At 65.2% G+C, this 20,418-nt stretch carries 21 protein-coding genes and 1 tRNA gene; 7 read left to right on the forward strand and 15 right to left on the reverse strand.

The window, feature by feature from the left end; all coding sequences use genetic code 11:
• The 8 genes from AC3EDY_RS00005 to AC3EDY_RS00040 form a co-directional block, all read right to left on the reverse strand.
• The coding region (locus AC3EDY_RS00005) for a helix-turn-helix domain-containing protein (RefSeq protein ID WP_488570821.1) at nt 1-139 on the reverse strand (139 nt) is incomplete at its 3' end.
• Nucleotides 140-228: 89 nt separating this feature from the next.
• Nucleotides 229-504 (reverse strand): hypothetical protein, encoded by a 276-nt coding sequence (locus AC3EDY_RS00010; protein ID WP_488570409.1) that lies wholly within the window; start codon nt 502-504, stop codon nt 229-231.
• A gap of 151 nt (nt 505-655) precedes the next feature.
• Nucleotides 656-731, reverse strand: a tRNA-Lys gene (locus tag AC3EDY_RS00015).
• Nucleotides 732-806: 75 nt separating this feature from the next.
• Nucleotides 807-1,922 (reverse strand): rod shape-determining protein RodA, encoded by a 1,116-nt coding sequence (rodA, locus tag AC3EDY_RS00020; protein ID WP_488570822.1) that lies wholly within the window; start codon nt 1,920-1,922, stop codon nt 807-809.
• 5 nt (nt 1,923-1,927) lie between these two features.
• Nucleotides 1,928-4,006, reverse strand: coding sequence for a penicillin-binding protein 2 (gene mrdA / locus AC3EDY_RS00025; RefSeq protein ID WP_488570410.1), 2,079 nt, complete (start codon nt 4,004-4,006; stop codon nt 1,928-1,930).
• A gap of 1 nt (nt 4,007) precedes the next feature.
• A complete protein-coding gene (gene mreD, locus AC3EDY_RS00030; protein ID WP_488570411.1) occupies nt 4,008-4,541 on the reverse strand; it encodes a rod shape-determining protein MreD in 534 nt (177 codons plus the stop codon).
• 33 nt (nt 4,542-4,574) lie between these two features.
• Nucleotides 4,575-5,486, reverse strand: coding sequence for a rod shape-determining protein MreC (gene mreC / locus AC3EDY_RS00035; protein ID WP_488570412.1), 912 nt, complete (start codon nt 5,484-5,486; stop codon nt 4,575-4,577).
• A 108-nt stretch (nt 5,487-5,594) separates the two neighbouring features.
• Nucleotides 5,595-6,641 (reverse strand): rod shape-determining protein, encoded by a 1,047-nt coding sequence (locus AC3EDY_RS00040; protein ID WP_110761529.1) that lies wholly within the window; start codon nt 6,639-6,641, stop codon nt 5,595-5,597.
• A 189-nt stretch (nt 6,642-6,830) separates the two neighbouring features.
• Here AC3EDY_RS00040 and mutL point away from each other — a divergent pair, with 189 nt between their 5' ends.
• From mutL to AC3EDY_RS00055, 3 genes are all read left to right on the forward strand, one after another.
• Nucleotides 6,831-8,666, forward strand: coding sequence for a DNA mismatch repair endonuclease MutL (gene mutL, locus AC3EDY_RS00045; protein WP_488570413.1), 1,836 nt, complete (start codon nt 6,831-6,833; stop codon nt 8,664-8,666).
• A 23-nt stretch (nt 8,667-8,689) separates the two neighbouring features.
• On the forward strand, nt 8,690-9,184 hold the full coding sequence (locus tag AC3EDY_RS00050) for a hypothetical protein (RefSeq protein WP_488570414.1): 495 nt from the start codon (nt 8,690-8,692) through the stop codon (nt 9,182-9,184).
• Between the two features lie 174 nt (nt 9,185-9,358).
• Nucleotides 9,359-9,787 (forward strand): hypothetical protein, encoded by a 429-nt coding sequence (locus AC3EDY_RS00055; RefSeq protein ID WP_488570415.1) that lies wholly within the window; start codon nt 9,359-9,361, stop codon nt 9,785-9,787.
• A 99-nt stretch (nt 9,788-9,886) separates the two neighbouring features.
• Here the strand turns inward: AC3EDY_RS00055 and AC3EDY_RS00060 are convergent, their stop codons facing one another.
• Both AC3EDY_RS00060 and ychF read right to left on the reverse strand, forming a co-directional pair.
• The gene (locus AC3EDY_RS00060; RefSeq protein WP_488570416.1) at nt 9,887-10,345 is read right to left on the reverse strand and encodes a MaoC family dehydratase; all 459 of its coding nucleotides are present in this window, start codon (nt 10,343-10,345) and stop codon (nt 9,887-9,889) included.
• A gap of 86 nt (nt 10,346-10,431) precedes the next feature.
• Nucleotides 10,432-11,532 (reverse strand): redox-regulated ATPase YchF, encoded by a 1,101-nt coding sequence (gene ychF, locus AC3EDY_RS00065; RefSeq protein ID WP_488570417.1) that lies wholly within the window; start codon nt 11,530-11,532, stop codon nt 10,432-10,434.
• 162 nt (nt 11,533-11,694) lie between these two features.
• On the opposite strand from ychF, the gene AC3EDY_RS00070 reads away from it, so the two are divergent.
• Nucleotides 11,695-13,257: a tetratricopeptide repeat protein gene (locus tag AC3EDY_RS00070; protein ID WP_488570418.1), complete on the forward strand. Its 1,563-nt coding sequence runs from the start codon at nt 11,695-11,697 to the stop codon at nt 13,255-13,257.
• A 153-nt stretch (nt 13,258-13,410) separates the two neighbouring features.
• On the opposite strand, the gene AC3EDY_RS00075 is transcribed toward AC3EDY_RS00070, so the two are convergent.
• Nucleotides 13,411-13,473, reverse strand: a complete 63-nt coding sequence (locus AC3EDY_RS00075) for a PEP-CTERM sorting domain-containing protein (RefSeq protein ID WP_488570823.1) — start codon at nt 13,471-13,473, stop codon at nt 13,411-13,413.
• Between AC3EDY_RS00075 and AC3EDY_RS00080 the strand changes: the two genes are divergently transcribed.
• Nucleotides 13,472-13,702 carry a hypothetical protein gene (locus AC3EDY_RS00080; RefSeq protein WP_488570855.1) on the forward strand — a complete coding sequence of 77 codons (231 nt, stop codon included), beginning with the start codon at nt 13,472-13,474 and terminating at the stop codon, nt 13,700-13,702. The genes AC3EDY_RS00075 and AC3EDY_RS00080 overlap by 2 nt on opposite strands.
• A gap of 242 nt (nt 13,703-13,944) precedes the next feature.
• On the opposite strand, the gene pth is transcribed toward AC3EDY_RS00080, so the two are convergent.
• The 4 genes from pth to AC3EDY_RS00100 all read right to left on the reverse strand — a co-directional run bounded on the left by pth (nt 13,945) and on the right by AC3EDY_RS00100 (nt 17,254).
• Nucleotides 13,945-14,514, reverse strand: coding sequence for an aminoacyl-tRNA hydrolase (gene pth, locus AC3EDY_RS00085; RefSeq protein ID WP_488570419.1), 570 nt, complete (start codon nt 14,512-14,514; stop codon nt 13,945-13,947).
• 163 nt (nt 14,515-14,677) lie between these two features.
• Complete coding sequence (locus AC3EDY_RS00090; RefSeq protein WP_488570420.1) at nt 14,678-15,280, reverse strand: 50S ribosomal protein L25/general stress protein Ctc; 603 nt, start codon at nt 15,278-15,280, stop codon at nt 14,678-14,680.
• Nucleotides 15,281-15,422: 142 nt separating this feature from the next.
• Nucleotides 15,423-16,322 carry a TraB/GumN family protein gene (locus AC3EDY_RS00095; protein ID WP_488570421.1) on the reverse strand — a complete coding sequence of 300 codons (900 nt, stop codon included), beginning with the start codon at nt 16,320-16,322 and terminating at the stop codon, nt 15,423-15,425.
• Complete coding sequence (locus tag AC3EDY_RS00100; RefSeq protein WP_488570422.1) at nt 16,319-17,254, reverse strand: TraB/GumN family protein; 936 nt, start codon at nt 17,252-17,254, stop codon at nt 16,319-16,321. The genes AC3EDY_RS00095 and AC3EDY_RS00100 overlap by 4 nt, the downstream gene beginning before the upstream one ends.
• 98 nt (nt 17,255-17,352) lie before the next feature.
• Here AC3EDY_RS00100 and AC3EDY_RS00105 point away from each other — a divergent pair, with 98 nt between their 5' ends.
• Complete coding sequence (locus AC3EDY_RS00105; protein WP_488570423.1) at nt 17,353-18,258, forward strand: glycine--tRNA ligase subunit alpha; 906 nt, start codon at nt 17,353-17,355, stop codon at nt 18,256-18,258.
• Nucleotides 18,225-20,369, forward strand: a complete 2,145-nt coding sequence (gene glyS / locus AC3EDY_RS00110) for a glycine--tRNA ligase subunit beta (protein ID WP_488570424.1) — start codon at nt 18,225-18,227, stop codon at nt 20,367-20,369. Before AC3EDY_RS00105 ends, glyS begins: the two co-directional genes overlap by 34 nt.
• The last annotated feature ends 49 nt before the right edge of the window (nt 20,370-20,418 follow it).

Raw genomic sequence — 20,418 nt, forward strand, 5'->3', positions numbered from 1 at the left:
TCTCCCGCCATTCACGGACCCAGCGCACGGCACTTGCCACCGCGACGCCAAATCGATCAGCAGCTGCCCGCCGCGACAGACCTGCCTCAACGGCCGCGATCACCCGCGACCGCAAATCCTCGGATATCGGTCTCACCATGCCTGCTGGCCTCCTATCCAGCAAACAGGATGAATCAGATTTTCAGCGCCAAGGGAACCGCAAACGACTCTATCAGGTCGGATTATGCTCTAGCGGATGGAAACGTCAACTTGACCGATCAACCCTTCTTCGTCCCAGCTGGCGGCGTTCGGGTTGATAAAGGCAACCTGTATAAGCGGATTCCGCTTCCTGAAATTCTCATCGAGGTATGCTACGGCTTCACCAAACTCGACGAATACCTCGTCGTCGCCCCAGTGCTTCACCCGGTAAAACGTTAAGCCACCACCAAAGGTAAGCTTCGTATCTTCTGGTAGGCCCTGCAAGTGCCGCCGCAGGTCGCCAACAGTGAACTCGGTGTTGCTCATACGCTTCTCCTCTCCTCCAATATAGGACAAAAGCGCAGCAAGGGGGAGCCGCTGCCAGTGAGCGCATTCTTACACTGCTCTTACACCACCGTGAGGACGCACTTTAAAAGCGTCCCGGGGCACCGTAAGTGGCTGTTATTTATGGAAGAAATGGTGGACGCACTAGGGCTCGAACCTAGGACCCGCTGATTAAGAGTCAGCTGCTCTACCAACTGAGCTATGCGTCCATGCCGGGCCGCTGGCCTCGGGAGCGCTCCCAATAGCGATTTCTCCGGTGCTGCCAAGCCCCAAATTCAAATTTTTTACGAGAGCCCTGAAGTGCCTTTGCGGCTCCATCGGTCCACTGCCATGATCGTGCCGATGCAGATCATGTTGGTCATCATCGAAGAGCCGCCGTGGCTGAGGAAGGGCAGGGGGATGCCCACTACCGGAGCCAGGCCCATGACCATCATCATGTTAATGCAGGCATAGAAAAAGATCGTCGCGGTCATTCCGGCGGCAAGCAGGCGGGAAAAGCGGTCGGGCGCGTTCATCGCCACTTTCAGGCCCCAGCGCATGATCAGCGCAAAGACGGTCAGCACGAACAGCCCGCCGACCATGCCCCATTCCTCGGCCATCGTGGCAAAGACGAAATCGGTATGCGCCTCGGGCAGGTAGTCGAGATGGCTTTGCGAGCCGTTGCCGAAACCCTTGCCCAGAACGCCGCCCGAACCGATCGCGATCTTGGACTGGGTGATGTGATAGCCCGAGCCCAGTGGATCGCTTTCCGGGTCCATGAACACCAGCACGCGCTTGCGCTGATAATCGTGCAGGGCAAAGAAGAAGGCGAGCGGCGCGGCCACGGATCCCGCGCCCGCCGCGCCCAGGAACCAGCGCAGCGGCAGGCCGGCGAGGAACATCACCACCACGCCGCCAAAGCAGATCGCCAGCGCGGTGCCCAGATCGGGCTGGAGCATCACGAAGGCCGCCGGGAAGCCCAGCAGGACCAACGCCGGGGCCACCGCCCGCCAGGTGCGCGTTTCGCCGGTCGGCAGCACGCTGTAGAACCAGGCGAGGACCAGCACGATCCCCGGCTTCATCAGTTCCGAGGGCTGCAGCGTCATGAACCCCAGGTTGAGCCAGCGCTGGCTGCCGCCGCCGATCCCGCCGATCAGTTCGACCAGCACCAGCAGCACGCACAGGACGCCATAGAGCGGCAGCGCGGCGCGGCGGAACCAGGCTTGCGGCACGCGCGCGATCACCATGGCCATGGTCAGGAACACGCAAAAACGCGCCACATGCATCAATGCCCAGGGCTGCAGATGGCCACCGGCCGCCGAATAGAGTACCGCGCCGCCGAAGCAGACGAGCATCAGCAACGGCAGCAGCACGCCCCAGGGCTGGCGCGAAAGGGCGGCGGGAACATAGGCGCGACGCATGGCGGTCATTGCCCCCCGCCGGCGCCGAGGGCGGGCGGCGGCGCTGCCCCGGCCGTCGCGGCAACGGGCGGCGCCGGCGCATCGGGTTCGGGCGCCGGAGAGGCGGCGTCGGTCTGGGCTGAGGCCGGTTCGGGCATGGGCCGGTTTTCGTCTTCAACCACCTGGCTCGTCTGCGCCTCGTCGGGCGCGCGGGGGGCACTGGCGCCGTAGCGAGCGGAGAAGGCGTTATAGCGTGCGATCATACGCTGCTGAACGTTGCCGCCCCAGCCCTTTTCCAGTTCTTCCAGCGTGGCCATCGCCTTGGCCGGATCGAACAGATAAGTCATCACGTCACGCGCGATGGGATAGGCCGCGGGCGATCCGCCGCCATGTTCGATCACCACGGCGCAGGCGTAGCGGGGCTTGTCGAACGGGGCAAAGCAGATGAAGTGCCCATGATCGCGCCGCTTCCATTCCACGTTCTTGCCGTTGCCGTGTTGCAGGCCCACCACTTGCGCGGTGCCGGTCTTGCCGGCCATCTGCACACCATCGATGGGAAGGCGCGCTCGGCCCGCCGTGCCGCGCCCGTTGACCACCTCGTTCATCGCCGCGTGGACAAGATCGAGGTGCTCCTGGGCAAGCCCCAGCGAAGGCGGGCGCGGCGCACGGCGATCGAGGACCAGGCGCGGGGCCAGTTGCAGGCCCGATGCAATGCGCGAAGCCATGGTCGCCTGCTGCAGCGGGTTCACCAGCATGTAACCCTGGCCGATCGTGGCGTTCACCGTGTCATAGATCGCCCATTCCTTGTGATACTTGCGCAGCTTCCATGCCGGATCGGGCACCGTGCCATAGGACTGGCCGGGATAGGGCATGGGAAATTCCTGGCCCAGCCCCAGCCGCCGCGCCATGGCCGCGATCTTGTCCATCCCGATCTGCTGGGCGAAGTGATAGAAATAGACGTCGCACGATTGATAGATGCCCTTGAGCATGTCGGTCGTGCCATGGCCGCGGTGGTTCCAGCAATGGAACACGCGGTTGCCCACGCGCAGCCCCCCGGCGCAGCTGACCGATGCCTTGGGGTCGAGGCCGGCTTCGAGAAAGGCCAGCGCGACCATCGGCTTGACTGTCGATCCCGGCGGATAGAGCCCACGCAGCACTTTGTTGCGCAGGGGCACGTGATCGTCTTCCGACAGCATCTTCCATTCGATGCGGCCAATGCCGTCGGAAAAGCTGTTGGGATCGTAGCAAGGCATCGAAACCATCGCCAGCACATCGCCCGTGGCGCAGTCCATCACGACGACGGAGCCGGATTCCAGCCCGATGCGGCGCGCGGCATAGTCTTGCAGCCCACCCAGGATGGTCAACTGGATGGGTTGCCCCGGCACATCCTCGCGCGTGCCCAGATCGCGCACCACGTGGCCCGACGCGGTCGCTTCCACGCGCCGCGCCCCAGGCACGCCGCGCAACCGGGTTTCGAAATGTTTTTCAAGGCCATCCTTGCCGATCTTGAAGCCGGGTGTGATAAGCAGGGGGTTGCGTTCGCGCTCGTAATCCTCGGCTGAGGCAGGACCGACATAGCCGACCAGATGCCCGACCGAAGCTCCCGTGGGATAATAGCGGGAATAGCCGCGCTGGGGGATCACCCCGGGCATTTCCGGCAGACGCACGCTTACGGCGGCGAATTTGTCCCAATCGAGTTTGGCCGCCACTTCGACCGGCTGAAACCCGCGCGCCTTGTCAAGCTTGTCCTTGATGTCGCTGACCTTGTCCGCCGTCAGGCCGAGCAGGCCGGAAAGCTGTGACAACGCAGCATCGGCATCGACCAGGCGATCGGGGATGACGTCGACGCGAAAATCCGCGCGGTTGGACGCCAGCGCGGCGCCGTTGCGATCGAGCACCCAGCCACGCCGGGGCGGGATCAGCGCAAGATTGACGCGATTGCTTTCCGACGCGGCCCTGTATTTCTCATTTTCGAAAATCGAAAGATAGGCCAGCCGCGTTGCCAGCAGCAAGCCCACACCGGCCTGCCCCATGCCCAGGACGAACGTGCGGCGTTCGAACCGGTTGGTAAGGATAGCCGCGGTAAGCGGCAGCTTCTGCTTCACGTCACAGCCTTTTGAGCGGCAAGAGGCGCACGCGATCGAGCAGTGCCACTATGCGCGTGACCACGGGGTGAAGCAGCACGGTCAGCAGCGCTTGCGGCCCCACTGCCATCGGCAGGGGATAGCCGGCGGCCAGACCTGCCAGGGCCGCCGTCAGCACGACATAGGCGGCCAGCAGGGCCGTGGCGGCCAGCCAATCCTGCAGGAAGCCACGCCACAGGAACTTTTCGTCGATCACATCCATCGCCAGCATGGCCAGCGACCACAGCACGATGCCGCTGCCAAACGGCTGGCCGCTGTAGAGATCGTCGAACAGGCCCAGCGGCAATCCAGCCCAGATGGGCAGCAGCGTAGGCCGCAGAAGGCGCCAGGCGAGCAGGGTCATGAAGCCCAGCGGTGGCAGGACGGGTGCGGAGGCGACGATCGGCGAGAACGTCACCATCGAGGCCAGCATGGTCGAAACCCACGGCAAGCCTTGCGCCAGGATGGGCAGCGGTCCGCGATTGAGCCGCTGCCGCACGGCATCTTCGGAACCCACGGGAAGGAGGGAGCGCGGCACGGCCAGAGCGCCTCAAGGATTGCCGTCTTCGGCCGGCGGGGGCGGCGCGGTTTTCTGCGCGGCCTCCAGCGCGGCCTGGGCAGCGGCTTGCCAGGCAGGCAGAACCAGCACGAAATCGGCATCGGCCGGGTCGCTCGCCAGATGGCCAATGGCGCCATCGCGGTGCGGATCGACCGCCACGGCCACGGGGATGCCCGGTGGATAGAGCCCGCCCGAACCCGACGTGACGAACACGTCTCCCTTTTTCAGCGTGGCAATCCCGGTGTTTATCAGGCGGATTTCCACCCGTCCGTTGGCGCCGCCCTGGACGAACGCGGTCAACCCGTCGGCCGCGCGGCGGACCGGCACCACGTTGTCGGGATCGGTCACCAGCAGCACGCGCGCCGTATTGGGGCCGGTTTCGACCACCCGGCCGATCAGCCCCCCGGCCGCGCGCACCGGCTGTCCGGTCTGCACCCCCTCGTTCGATCCGGCCGAAAGCACGGCAAAGCGGCGCGCGGATGTTGCCGTGGAGCCGATCAGGCGCGCGCCGACAACCGGCCGCTCGGCCGGATCGACGATCCCCAGAAGCGCTTTGAGTCTCGCGTTTTCCTGCTGCAGCGCATGCATCGTGGCGGCATCGGCACGTGCCGCCTGAACTTCGCGGGTCAGCGTGGCGTTCTGACGGCCGGCGTTGAAATAGGCCGTGACTGCGGCAAACACGCCTTTGCCCAGGCTGCGCGTTTCGGCGCCCGCCTGGCCGATCGGCCGCGCCATCTCGCTGGCGGTGGTACGGGCAAAGGCAAAGGCTCCAGGGTTGAGCAGCGAAACGCCCAGCACGACAAAACCGGCCACGACGCCCAGAATGGCGATGACGTAGCCGGTGAATATCCCGTATTGCGCCCTGCGCGAAAAGCCCGGGCGCCGGTCAGGCGACCGCGCCATGATATGTTACCCCTGATATTCGTCTTCATGCAGGCCACAGGTGCGGTGAAGGCCGGCTGAACCGCCGCCGGCTTTCCTCGCGCCGCTGACCCGAAACATCGGCACCGTTCAGGCAGTCATCAGCACGCCACGATAGATCGGATCTTCCATCGCGCGCCCGGTGCCCAGCGCCACGCACGACAGCGGATCTTCAGCCACGCTGACGGGCAGGCCGGTTTCTTCGCGCAAGTGCTCGTCCAGCCCGCGGATCAGTGCGCCGCCGCCGGTCAGCACGATGCCCTGATCGACGATATCGGCCGCCAGTTCGGGTGCGGTGTTCTCCAGCGCGATGCGCACGCCTTCCACGATGGCGCCAATCGGTTCCGACAGCGCTTCGGCCACGTTGGCCTGGGTAATGGTGATTTCCTTGGGCACGCCGTTGACCAGGTCGCGGCCCTTGATGTGGATGGTTTCGCCCACCCCGTCGGCCGGCATGGTGGCGATGCCATAATCCTTCTTGATGCGTTCCGCCGTCGCTTCGCCGATCAGCAGGTTATGATGGCGGCGCACATAGCTGACGATGGCTTCGTCCATCTTGTCGCCGCCCACGCGCACCGACGTGGTATAGGCAAGGCCGCGCAGCGAAAGCACGGCCACTTCCGTAGTGCCGCCGCCGATATCGACCACCATCGATCCCACCGGTTCGGTGACGGGCATGTCTGCGCCGATCGCGGCGGCCATCGGTTCCAGGATCAGATAGACCTGGCTGGCCCCGGCATTGCTGGCCGCATCGCGGATGGCGCGGCGCTCGACCGAGGTGGACCCGGATGGCACGCAGATGACGATTTCGGGATAGCGCAGAAGGCTCTTGCTGCCGTTCACTTTGCGGATGAAATGCTTGATCATTTCTTCTGCCACTTCGATGTCGGCAATGACACCGTCGCGCAAGGGGCGGATCGCTTCGATGCTGTCGGGCGTTTTGCCCATCATCATCTTGGCATCGTCGCCCACGGCCTTGACTTTCTTGATGCCGTTCAAGGTTTCGATGGCAACGACGGAGGGTTCGTTGAGAACGATGCCGCGATCCTGCACATAGACCAGCGTGTTCGCCGTGCCGAGGTCGATCGCAATGTTCTGGGAACCGAACTTGAAGAATCGGGAAAACATCGAAGCCATCAGAAAATCCGTGTTATTCGCGCATGCTACCGCACCGGGCGGGGCCTACGCGCAAAAGTGAGCGCCGGGGGAGGCGGCTCATTAGCGCAAGCGCGGCGCAAAACCCAATATTTTGTGCGATGCGCGCGTGGGATAACTGCTGCCGCCCGTCTCGAAAATGGGCACGTTCATCGCTAGGCTGCTTCCATTATGGATTCCCTTGCCCGCGTCATCCGCCGACTACCCGATACGCTCGTCAACCGCATCGCGGCGGGCGAAGTGGTGGAGCGCCCGGCGAGCGCGCTCAAGGAGCTGGTCGAAAACGCCATCGACGCCGGCGCGCAGCAGATCGTCGTGCGCCTTTCCGAAGGCGGGCTGGGGTTGATCGAGGTGGCCGACGATGGCTGTGGCATGCAGCCGGCCGAGATCGCCCTGGCGCTGGAACGCCATGCCACGTCGAAGCTGCCCGACGAAGCGATCGAGCTGGTCGCGACGCTGGGGTTTCGCGGCGAAGCTCTGCCCTCCATCGCCGCGGTGGCCCGGGTGACGATCGAAAGTCGCAGCCGCGAAGATGGCGATGCCTGGAAGCGCGTGGTCGACCACGGTGCGCCGGTGAGCGAGGGGCCGGCAGCGCTCCCCCCGGGCACGCGGGTGCGGGTGGAAGACCTGTTCGGCAAGATTCCGGCGCGGCGCAAGTTCCTGCGCAGCCCGCGCGCGGAATGGGCCGCCAGCCTCGATGTCGTGCGGCGCCTGGCCATGGCGCGGCCCGATATCGGCTTTACGGTGGAACACGACGGGCGGCGTGCGCTGCACGTCCAGCCGGGCGATACCCTTGCCGCACGGGTGGCCCAGCTCGTCGCGCGCGAACTGGTGGACAACGCCGTGGCGGTAGACCTGGCGCGCGGCGCCTATCACCTGATGGGGGTGGCAGGGTTGCCGACGTACAATCGCGGCGTCGCCGATCACCAGTACCTGTTCGTCAACGGCCGCCCGGTGAAAGACCGCCTGCTGCTCGGTGCGGTGCGCGGTGCCTATGCCGATATGCTGGCGCGCGATCGCCATGCCGTATTGGCGCTGTTCCTTCAGGTTCCCTGCGAAGAAGTCGATGTCAACGTGCACCCGGCCAAGACCGAAGTGCGCTTTCGGGACAGCGCCCTGGTGCGCGGGCTTATCGTCACTGGCCTGCGCCAGGCGCTTTCCACCGGAGACCGGCGTTCGGCCCAGGCGCCCGATGCCGGCGCGATGCGCGCCTGGCAGGCAGAGCCGCTGGCCGCATCTCCTGCGCCGCTGTTCGCATCCCCGGCCGCGCCTGCTGCGCGCCAGGGGTCCATCTTCGCCCCGTCGTACCAGCCGCCAGGCGTCAGCGAGGCGGGTCAGGCCTGGCGCGGTTACGAAGCCGGCGTCATGGCCCCGCCCGTTGCCCGGGCGCAGGAAGCGGCCGAGCCGGTGCCTGAGGCAGTGGAATACCCCCTCGGCGTCGCGCGTGGCCAGGTGGCCAGGACCTATATCGTTGCCGAGGCAAGCGATGGTCTGGTGATTGTCGATCAGCATGCCGCACACGAACGTCTCGTGCTCGAGCGCCTGCGCGCGGCCGGAGCGGGGGAGGGGGCCGCCCCGGCCCAGGCGCTGCTGCTGCCAGAAGTGGTCGATCTGGAAGAACCGGCGTGCGACCGGCTTGAAGAGGCCGCCCCGCGCCTTGCCGATTTCGGGCTGGCACTCGAACGCTTCGGTCCGGCCGCCATGCTCGTGCGCAGCGTGCCTGCCGCGCTTGCCAAAGGCGATGTGCAGGCGTTGGTGCGCGACGTGGCGGACGACCTTGCCAGGCACGGCGACGCCTTGCTGCTGGGCGAGCGGCTGGACCTCGTTCTCGCCACCATGGCCTGCCACGGCTCGGTCCGCGCCGGGCGGGTGCTGTCGGTCCCGGAAATGAACGCCCTGCTGCGCGAGATGGAAGCGACGCCGCGTTCCGGCCAGTGCAATCATGGCCGGCCCACGTGGGTCAAACTGGCGCACGGCGATATCGAAAAACTGTTCCGGCGGAAGTAGCGACAGCCAAGGGAGAGCTATCCATGCGTCATTTTGCGATCGTCTTGCCCCTCGCGCTGCTTGCCGCCTGCGGCAAGACGCCGCAGCAAAGCGACGAAGCGGCGATTGCGCAGGTCAAGGCTGCCCAGAACCAGCGCGCCCCGGCACGGGAAATCACACCGCAGGTGATCGATTTCTTCGACATCACCAAAGGCAGGCTGACCGGGTCAGGCTGCAATTTCGTTCCCGACGGGGGCGGGATCGGCGCGGTGTTGCTGGCGCAGGAAGATCGCGGCATCGTCAAGATCGATGGGCAGATCGTCGTCCTCGCTGCCGACAAAGGCAGCGCCAGGTTGCCGCAGCACGGCTGGTCCCGCTACACCGGCCGCGAACTGGCGTTGACGTTGACCCGCATCGATGACGGCAAGGCCAGGAAAATGGGGGCGATCGACAGCTTTTCCGGCCAGGTCGTGATCAGCGACGCCAGCAACCGCCCAGTCTATGCCGCCAAAGGCGATGTGCAGTGCAAGCCCATGTAGGTTTCAATACGTTTCCGGGACGTTTCCAGCGCGTTTGGCATTGCATCCTACAAATGCACCAATCTGGCGCGTTCCCTTCCGCCGTCACGTGACTCTTTGGCGCACCCGGTGTCTTGCATCGCGCGGGGGCGCCAAAGACTAAGGGAAATGCCTATGAAAAAAGGTCGCCATTTTGTGTTGCTTTCGGCACTGCTGCCAATGGCGCTGGCAGGGTGCGCAACCACCGGATCGGTTAAGCGGGCGCAGGCTGCTGCCGATAATGCGCAAACGCGTGCCGATGAGGGGTTGACGGCGGCCCAGCGGGCGCAGGGCTTGGCCGATAGTGCCGCTCAGGCCGCAGCCCAGGCCCAGGGTTCGGCCAACAATGCGATGGCTGCGGCCCAGGGTGCCGGCACGGTTGCCCAGACCGCCTCGCTCGCGGCGCAAACGGCGGGCAGCCGCGCCGACGTTCTCGAACGGCGGCTGCGTTCGCTCGAACGCTGGAAATGGGCGCAGACCCATCCGCGCAAGGCCAAGAAGCATCGTGCCCGCCATCAGGTCAAACGGCACGCCACGCTCAACCGACCGACAACGGCCGATCAGACTTCGGCCCAAGGCCGGTAAGCCGGAAGCAGGCCGGTAAGCGAAAGATGGGCGGGGCATCAGGCGCGGATGCGCAAGGCCCCGCCCGATTGTCGCGGCTCGACAGCACTTGTTCCCGGCTCAGTCGGTGCCGGACGGATCGCGGGTGGCGATCATTGCATTGCTGATCATTGTCATCACAACGACATCGTCCTGATTGAGCACTCGCGTCGCCACGCGAAACAGGCCCATTTCCGGGCGCGAGCGGCTGCGGCGCTTTTCGAGCACCTCGGCTTCGACCCGCAAGGTATCGCCCGGATAGACCGGATGGCGCCAGCGCAGTTCGTCGATGCCAGGCGATCCCAGGCCCTGGTGGCCGGTGCGGGCATGCTCTGCCACGATCATCGCCATGGTCATGCCGCAGGTGTGCCAGCCGCTGGCCGAAAGCCGGCCGAAATGAGTGGCCGCTGCCGCTTTATCAGATAAATGAAACGGCTGCGGATCATATTTCTCTGCAAATTCAACAACTTCTTCTCGCGTGACATGGCGTTGCCCGAACCGAGCGACAACACCGACTTCCAGATCTTCATAGTACTGCATGGCGGCAACCTGCACCTGCTTTCCCAATACGTCAACGGGGCACCGCTCCTGCCGGGACAGCGCGAAGCTCCGTTCCGTCGAAGCGATCAGACGTTGAACTTGAAATGCATCACGTCGCCATCCTTGACGACGTATTCCTTGCCTTCCTGACGCAACCTGCCCGCATCGCGCGCCGCTGCTTCTCCGCCCAGCGCCACGAAATCATCATAGGCGATGGTTTCGGCACGGATGAAGCCGCGTTGCATGTCGGAATGGATCTCGCCCGCCGCTTCGGGCGCTTTCGCGCCCTGATGAACCGTCCAGGCGCGGGCTTCCTTGGGACCGACAGTGAAGAAGGTCAGCAGGTGAAGCAGATCATACCCGGCGCGGATCACGCGGTTCAGACCGGTTTCGTGCAGGCCCAGTTCTGCCAGAAACGCCAGCCGCTCTTCGGTTTCCATGTCGATAAGGTCTGCCTCGATCGCGGCGGATACCACCACGGCTTCGGCGCCTTCGGCTTTGGCCTTGGCGAACACGCGCGCGGAATGGGCATTTCCAGCCGCTGCGCTTTCCTCTTCCACATTGCAGACATAGAGCACGGGCTTGGCGGTCAGCAGTTGCGCCTGGCGGAACAGCCGGGTTTCTTCATCGTCCTTGGGCTCGGTAAGCCGCGCGGGCTTTCCCTGGCGCAAAAGGTCCAGCGCCTGGCCCAGCACCGACGCCATGGCCTTGGCTTCCTTGTCGCCGCCGGTCGCCTTCTTGGCAGCCGCCGGGACGCGCTTTTCCAGGCTTTCCAGATCGGCCAGCATCAGTTCGGTTTCGACCGTGTCGGCATCCGACAATGGATCGACGCGGTTGTCGACATGCTGGATATCGTCGTTTTCGAAGCACCGCAGAACATGAATGATAGCATCGACCTCGCGGATATTGCCGAGGAACTGGTTCCCCAGGCCTTCGCCCTTGGATGCACCGCGCACCAGCCCGGCAATGTCGACGAAGCCAAGCTGGGTGGGGATGATTTTCTGGCTGGAGGCTATTTCTGCCAGCGTTTCCAAGCGGGGATCGGGCACGCCGACGTTGCCCACGTTCGGCTCGATCGTGCAGAACGGATAGTTGGCGGCTTGCGCGGCCTGCGTTTCGGTCAGGGCGTTGAACAATGTCGATTTGCCAACATTGGGAAGGCCGACGATTCCGCAACGAAAACCCATCTTCGTGTCCTTGGTTGTGGCCCCGTGCAATCCGGGGCCGCCTGTCGCGGGTGGCGATGGTGGCTTGGAGGCCGAAGGTCAAGGGGGCAGCGGATGCCGGCAGGCACGGCTGAAAGCGTATTGGTCTTGGAAGTTTCGGCCCTGGCTGGCATGGCAGGCGGGATGAGGCATGGCATTCTTTCCCTTTTCCCGCTGCACCGCGGCGCTTTGGCGATGGCGCTGGTCATGGCCCCTGTCGTGAACCTGACGGGATGCAGCGACAATCCGTCAGATCATGCGGCCAAGGCACGCAGCGCTTTTGCCGCCCAGGATTTCTTGACTGCCCGAACCGAAGCGCTCGGTGCGCTCGATTCGGGCAGGATCGACCAGGCCGATAGCCAGGCCCTGTTGCACCTGCTGGCCCGAGCCCAGTTGCAGCTGGGCGATGGCGATGGTGCGCAGGCCACGCTTGTCCGTCTGGAGGAGGCCGGGGCCGGTGGCCCGGCAATCAGCCGCATGAAAGCCGAAGCTGCCCTGCTGCGCGGTCTGCCGCGCCAGGCCTTGGCGATGCTGGGCCAGGACCGCGATGCCGACGCCTGGCGTCTGCGGGCGGCCGCGCTTCAGGCGCTGGGCGACAATGCGCAGGCGCTTTCGGCCTATCGCCAGGGTTTTGCGGCTGCCGACAATGCCGCCCTGGCGCGCGACTATGCGCGATTCCTGATTGCCGCGGAAGATTATGCGGGGGCGGAACGGGCCTTGGCGGTAATGCAGCGGCGCGATCCCAAGGGCCTCGATACGGCGATGGTCGAAGGCGCGCTGCTGACCCGGCAAGGGCAGCTGGATCGGGCAGTGGCTGCCTATGACCGGGCGATCGCCGCCTATCCCCGGCGTGTCGAACCGCTGATAGAGCAGGCGAACCTAGCGGACATGCAGGGCAAGCTCGATCGCGCGATCGCCCTGATCGGCCAGGCCGCGCGGTTGGCGCCGGGCGATTCGCGCGTGCTCGATCTTCAGGTGCAATTCGCCAGCGAGACCGGTGATTGGGAAAGGGTGCGCCGTTTGCTCGCCCCGCACGAGGTCGATCTCGATCCGCGCACGCCCAATGGCCTTACTTATGCAGAAGCGCTTTTGCGGCTGGGGCATCCCGAGCAGGCGCGCGCGATATTCGCGCGGGCGCTGCTGCTATCGCCGCAGAACCCCTACTCGCGGTTGATGCTGGCCGAAGCGCAACTGGCAACCGGCGATCCCGCCACGGCGCTGCGCACCGTCCGGCCGCTTTCGGATTCGCTGCTGGCCGGCCCGCGCGAGCTGGAGCTGGCGCTGCGCGCCGCCAAGGCAGCGGGCGATCCATCCGCCGATGCGCTTTCCGCGCGCATGAAATCCGCGCAGTGGCAGCACGACCAACGCCTTGCCGCACAAGGGCAGGCGGCGCTGGGCCGGCGCGACTGGGCAACGGCCATCGCCACCTATAGCGCCCTTCTGCGTGATGGTAACGATCCCGAAGTGCTCAAGCGCCTGGCCGTGGCCTGTTCCAACGCCGGGCGCCACGGGCAGGCCGTCGCCTATGCCGATCGTGCCCTGTTGATCGCCCCACGCGATCCCGACATGGCCCACGTTGCCGGTCTTGTCCGTCTCAATGCCGGGCAGGACCTGGATGCGGCGAAGCGGCTGTTGCAGCGCGCCGTCGATGCCGATCCGGCCAATCGCCTGTTCCAGGCCGATCTGGCGCGCGCCCAGGCAGGCTGACGCCCGTGTCGGGACCATGAACGTGTCGACGCCGCCCGGGCATGGCCCGGACGGCGTCGGGAGAAAGCACGGCGTCATCGGGCCAGGCCGGCCGGGCTGCGCTGAATCGCGCCAAGCCCGTCCCTGTGCCGGCGCATGCCCGCAAGGCGCGGCTCAGCGGCGGCGGCGACGCACAAAGGCCAGGCCGGCCAGACCCGCGCCCATCAGGCCCAGCATGCCGGGTTCGGGCACGGCGGTGCCGCCGGTGGACGACGAAGTGGTGGTGGTGCCGCCCGAGGTGGTCGAAGATGTCGTCGTACCGCCCGAGGTCGACGAGGACGTGGTCGTACCGCCCGAAGTCGTCGAGGAGGTGGTGGTGCCACCCGATGTCGACGACGTGGACGTCGAGCTGGACGAGGTGCTGCCGCACATCGACGAGCCGCTGGTGTGCCCGCAGTTGCAGTAGTGCTTATGGAAAAACGTGGCATGCGCCGGCGCAGCAACAACGGTAGTACCGAGTGCGGCGGCAAGGATGGCAAACGAACGCTTCATGGTCTGTCCCCTGTCTGAAAATTCGAACCGTTGAATTGGTTTACCGAATAGTCAGCAAGTCTGATGCCAAGTGCGAAAATTCGTGCATTTCGATGGTTAACGTGACGCGCAGCAAAGTCGGCTGTAAATCTTGCCGACAGTTTCGCGTCGATCCCGTCAGTCCTGTTGACGCAACGCAACGTCGTTCATGAAGCGGATATCGTCGCCCTGCGCCAGGCGGCCGGCCTCCGCCGCCACAGCGCCCAGCATGGCGATCAGATCGTCCTGTTCGGCCTTGGCGAAAGGGGCAAGCACATAGCCGTTTACGCGGTCCTTGTGGCCGGGATGGCCGATCCCCAGGCGAATGCGCCGGAAATCAGCGCCGCAGTGCTGATCGATGGAGCGAAGGCCGTTGTGTCCGGCGTGACCGCCGCCCTGTTTCACTTTGACTTTGAACGGTGCCAGATCCAGCTCGTCGTGAAACACGCTGAGCGCAGCGAGCGGCAGCTTGTAGAACCGCAGCGCTTCGCCCACCGCCCGGCCGCTTTCGTTCATGAACGTCGCGGGTTTGAGCAGAACGACCTTCTCTCCGCCGATGCGCCCTTCCTGGACCCAGCCCTGGAATTTCTTCTGCACCGGCCCGAAGCCGTGCACTTCGGCGATCGTGTCGAGCGCCATGAAACCCACATTGTGGCGATGCAGCGCGTACTGCGGGCCAGGATTGCCCAGGCCGACCCAGACTTGCATGGCATTGGCTCCTTGTAGGACCGGACTTGTAGGACCGGACGGGGCAGGGTTCGCAACGCCTATGGCTTGGCACATGACAAAAAAGAACCCCTCCCGTTAAGGGGAGGGGTTCCTGAAACGATCCGGCGGCCACCGCTTAGCGGCCGGCCCCCGCAGCGGGCGATCAGCCCTCGGCGCTGTCGGCCGCCTCGTCGGCCAGCACTGTCGGCGTGGCGATCGTGGCGATCGTGAAATCGCGGTCGGTGATGGCCGAACGGGTGCCCGCCGGCAGAGAGACGGCACTGATATGCACCGAATCGCCGATTTCCAGGCCGGCCAGATCGACGATGATGTCGTCGGGGATCTTGTCCGCTTCGCAAACCAGTTCCAGTTCGTGACGCACAACGTTGAGGATGCCGCCCTGCTTGATGCCGGGGGCCTTGTCCTCGTTCCGGAACACCACCGGCACGTTCACGTGCACTTCGGCATTGGCGGCGACACGCAGAAAGTCGGCGTGCTGCGGACGGTCGCTCACGGCGTGGAACGCCACGTCCTTGGGCAACGTGCGGACGGTCTGGCCACCGATGGTCAGCTCTACGATCGAATTGAAGAAGTGACCGGTGCCCAGGGCCTTGGCCAGTTCCTTTTCCTCGATGTGAATGGCAACCGGTTCCTGGTTGCCGCCATAGACCACGGCAGGGGTGCGGCCTTCGCGACGCAGGGCACGGGAGGCTCCCTTGCCTGCCCGTTCGCGCAGCTCGGCCGACAGAGTCAGCGTCTCGCTCATGTGAAATACCTTCCAGAGAATTTGGTCAAAAGATCTGTTGCATGTTCCAGCCGCCACGCCTCCAGGGATGACCATGACGGGGAAGCGGCGGCCCATAGCCGATCGGGCCGAAAATGCAAGCACGCCGGCGCGTGGCAGCGGGCTATTCCACGCGGCGCACCTGCCAGCCCTTGGCCTCAAGCAGTGCCGGCAATCCGTCGCTGCCGGCAACGTGCGCGGCACCCACCGCAATGAACGGCGTGCCGCCATCCTTCAGCATCGCGTCGATCCGGGTGGTCCAGGCGGCGTTGCGCGCAGTAAGCAGTGCCTGGTGCAACGCCGGGTCGGCCAGGAAGCCTTTCTGGCTTTCGCGCGCGATGCCCAGATCGTCCCCGCGCAGCCACAGGCGCACCATATCGGCATCGTCGTCGCGGTCGTCGGCCGCCTCGACAGCGACCTGTTCGAGCAGCGTCTGCTGCGCGCGGTCGGGCAGGGCATCGAAAATGCCGAATTGCCCATCCAGCGTTTCCAGGCCCTCAACCGGTTTGCCGCCGATCAGCTTGCGCAATTGCGGCTCCACCCCGCTCGCGGGGTCCAAGCCCTGCTTTTCGCCACCGATCGCGGCGATCTGCAAAGCGACGGCCCAGGATTCGGCGTTTCTGAACCGGTCATCGGTCAGGTTCAGGTCCTTGTAGACTTTGGCCAGCGCATCGCGATACCGCATGGCCACCCGTTGCGACGGCGGGGGCAGGCCCGGGGTATAAGCCAGGCGTGCCAGCGCCACCCCCGCAACGTTCCCGTCCAGCGGCTGGGCGATTTCCAGTACCAGTCGGTCGGCATTGGCAAGGGCGCGGTCGATCGCGGGGCGGCGCCACTGCACGCCGGCGGGCAAGGCGTGAACCGTGCCGAAGATCCAGCCGCGCGTGCCGCCGGTATCGGCGATTTCCCACAAGGCGACTTTTGCCGGCAGCGGCGGCGGTGCCGCCTTGTGGCAGGCGGCGGAAAGACCGGTGCAGACCAGCGCCAGCAGGGCAAGGGCAAACGGTTTCCAGCGCATCGTCATTGCACCCGCACGGCAGTGATGCCGTTCCGGGCAAGATCGTCCTGCACGCTGCCCTTGCCGGCAAGGTGCCCTGCGCCAACCGCAATGAACACGGAGCCGGGGGTTTTAAGCCGCCCTTCGATCCATTTCGCCCAGGTGGCGTTGCGGCGGAGCAGCAGCGCCTCGACCAGGCGCGGATCGTCCATATCCGCCATCATCAGCTTGCCCAGCGTTTCGGGATCGCCGTTGCGCCATGCGGCGATCATGCCGGCGATCTGATCGGGAATGGCGTCATAGGCGTCGAGCACGCTGTCGAGCCAGGCAATCTGCGCGTCGAGCGGCAGCGTCGCTATCAGCGTCAATTGGAAATCCAGCGTTTCCAGCCCGGCCTGGCCTTGCGGATGGGCAAGAGCGAGCGCGCGGTCCACCCCCTGGGAAACGGCATAACCCTGGCGCAGGATCGGCAGCAGGCTCAATGTCGTGGCAGCGGCCCAGGGCTTGGTGTTGTCGAACGCGGCGAGCGGGATGCCCGCCTTGGCCATCACCGCGTGCAGCCGTTGGGTGCGTGCCGCGCCAAGCAGCGCCGGCAGCGTCTGCCCTTTGGGCAGGGCCTGATAATCGGCCCTTCGATCTGCGTCGGCGCGCATGTTCATTTCAGCGGGCGGAATTTCCGTGACCAGCATGTCCGATGTGTTCAGCGCCTGGGCAACAGGCCCTGTCAGCCAGGCCGGGCCATCCTTGGACAGCACGTGGATCGTCCCGAACAGCCAGATCGTGGTGTCCGCATCGGCGATTTTCCACAATGCCGGGCGCGACGCGGGCATGGCCTGTTCCTGCGGATCGGCCAGGCCGGGCGTTTGCGGTACCGGTACGTCCTGCGCGAAAACGGCAAGCGGGACCAGGACATGGGCCAGGGTGACGATGGCGGCGACAGGGCGGAAACGGACACGCATGCACCGTCCCTTGCACAGGGCAGCCGGGCCTGGGAAGCCCCAAGTGCGCCTTGCGGGCGGTTGATTTGCGGCCCCGCATCGGCCATGGGCGGCGGACCATGGCCGACACCGCAACCAAGCCGCTCAGCCTGCAGGACATGATCCTGCGTCTCCATGCATACTGGAGCGAGAAGGGCTGCCTTATTCTGCAACCCTATGACATGCGCGTGGGTGCGGGCACGTTCCATCCGGCCACCACGCTCCGCTCGCTAGGGCCGGAACCGTGGAACGCGGCTTATGTCCAGCCCAGCCGCCGGCCGACCGACGGCCGCTATGGCGAAAATCCCAACCGGCTTCAGCACTACTACCAGTACCAGGTGATCATGAAGCCCAGCCCGGCCGACTTGCAGGATCTCTATCTCGACAGTCTGCGCGCGATCGGCATCGATCCGCTGCGGCATGATATCCGTTTTGTGGAGGACGATTGGGAAAGCCCCACGCTGGGCGCCTGGGGCCTGGGCTGGGAAGTCTGGTGCGACGGGATGGAAGTCACCCAGTTCACGTATTTCCAGCAGATGGGCGGTTTCGATTGCAAGCCCGTCGCGGGCGAATTGACCTATGGCCTGGAACGCCTGGCGATGTACATCCAGGGCGTCGATAACGTCTATGATCTGGCTTACAACAGCCAGGGCGTAACTTATGGCCATGTGTTTCTGGAAAACGAGCGGCAGATGTCGAAATGGAATTTCGAGATCGCCAATACCGAGGCGCTGTTCGACCTGTTCCGCAAGGCAACCGAGGAATGCCAGAACTGTCTCGATGCCAGGCTGCCCATCCCGGCCTATGAGCAGGCGATCGAAGCCAGCCACGTGTTCAACCTGTTGCAGGCGCGCGGCGTGATCTCGGTGCAGGAGCGCGCCAGCTACATGGGCAAGGTGCGCGATCTCGCACGCGGATCGTGCGAAGCCTATATGGCAAAATATCAGGATGAATGGGCACGCGCCTATCCGGGGTGGAGCGCGTGACGATGACCGCCGATTTCCTGCTCGAATTGCGCAGTGAAGAGATCCCCGCGCGGATGCAGGCCGGTGCCCGCGCCGATCTTGAAAAACTGTTTGTCAAGGAGCTTGCCGCCGCGGGGTTGACAGCAGGCGCCATCACGGTGTGGGCGACTCCGCGCCGCCTGGCGCTGATCGCACACGGTCTGCCCCTCGCCACCCAAGCGGTCAGCGAGGAAGTGAAAGGCCCCCGCGTTTCGGCGCCGCCACAGGCACTGGAAGGCTTCCTGCGCAAGACCGGCCTGACGCGCGAACAATTGACCGAGCGCGATGGCGTGCTTTTCGCCATTACCGAAAGACCCGGGCGCGCCACCCGCGATGTGCTCGCGCACGTTGTTCCCGCAATCGTCCGCCTCTTTCCCTGGCCCAAGTCGCAACGCTGGGGTGCGGCGTCCTTCAGCCCGGAAAGCCTGCGTTGGGTGCGCCCCCTCTCGGGCATTATCGCCATTCTGGGCAACGAGCCGATCGAGCTTGAAGTCGGTGGCATCCGCTCCGGCATCGTCACCCGCGGTCACCGCTTTCACCATCGTGGCGACGTGACGATCACCGGCGCTGCCGATTATGCGCAACGGCTGCGCGATGCTTTCGTGATCGTCGATCATGCCGAGCGCGAAGCGTTGGTGCGCGATGGCGCCCGCGCCGCAGCGCAGGCTGCCGGCCTGGTGCTGGTGGAAGACGAAGGACTGGTGGTGGAGAATGCCGGGCTTACCGAATGGCCCCAGCCGCTGCTCGGCCGCTTCGACGAGGCCTTCCTCGACGTGCCGCCTGAAGTGATCCAGCTGACCGCGCGGGTGAACCAGAAGTATTTCATCTGCCGCGATGCTGCGGGCAAGCTCGCCAATGCCTTTGTCTGCACGGCCAACATCGCCGCTACCGACGCTGGCGCGGCGATCGTTGCGGGCAATCGCAAGGTTCTGGCGGCGCGCCTTTCCGACGCCCGCTTTTTCTGGGAGCAGGACAAGAAACTGCCGCTTGCCGTGCAGGCGGAAAAGCTGGCGCGCATCACGTTCCACGAAAAGCTCGGCTCCGTGGCAGACAAGGTGCGCCGCGTGGCAGATCTCGCCGAATGGCTCGCCCGCGAAGGCGTGGTACCCGGCGCCGATCCGGCGCTTGCCCGCGAGGCGGCAGCATTGTGCAAGGCCGACCTGGTGACCGACATGGTCGGGGAGTTCCCTGAACTGCAAGGCCTGATGGGCGGCTATTACGCGCGTGCCGAAGGCCTGCCCGACGCGGTTGCCGATGCCATCCGCGACCATTACAAGCCCGTGGGGCAGGGCGACGAGGTGCCCACGGCGCCCGTCTCGGTCTGCGTGGCGCTGGCGGACAAGCTTGATACGCTGCGCAGCTTCTTTGCCATCGACGAAAAGCCCACGGGGTCGAAAGACCCGTTTGCCTTGCGGCGTGCGGCCTTGGGCGTCATTCGCCTGATAACCGAAAACGGGCTGCGCCTGGCCGTGGCGGAAGGCGATCTCCTGACGTTTTTTGCCGACCGCCTCAAAGTGCAGCAGCGCGAAGCGGGAGTGCGGTACGATCTTGTCGATGCGGTGTTCGCGTTGGGCGGGGAGAGCGATCTCGTGCGCCTGCTGGCGCGCGTCGCGGCGCTGCAGGCCTTCATCGGAACCGAAGACGGCGCCAATCTGCTCGCCGGATACAAGCGCGCGGCCAATATCCTCAAGAAAGAAGGGGGGCAGAACGCCGGGGCAACCGGCGAAGGCGTCGTGCCGCCAACAGGGGAGGAAGACCCGCTGGTGCTGGTGGATGACCCGCTGTTCAAGGATATCGCCGCCGAATTTGCCCAAGGTCGGCGCGCGCTGTCCTATGTTCCCGAACCTGCCGAGGCGGCCTTGATGGCCGCCCTGGCGAAGGCCGAGCCGCAGGTGGACGAAGCTGTCGCACAGGAAGCGTTTACCACGGCAATGGCCGCGCTTGCGTCGCTCCGCGGGCCAATCGACGCTTTTTTCGATGCGGTTACGGTTAACGACGCGGACGCCGAAAAACGGTCGAACCGCCTCGCACTGCTTGACCAATTTCGTGCTGCGGTGCACAAAGTTGCGGATTTTTCGCGGATCGAAGGCTGATCGCCGAACGATCCCGCTTTCAGACTTTGCAATGACTTGAATTGCCCAG

This window comes from Novosphingobium sp. DS6-6, from assembly GCF_057784975.1.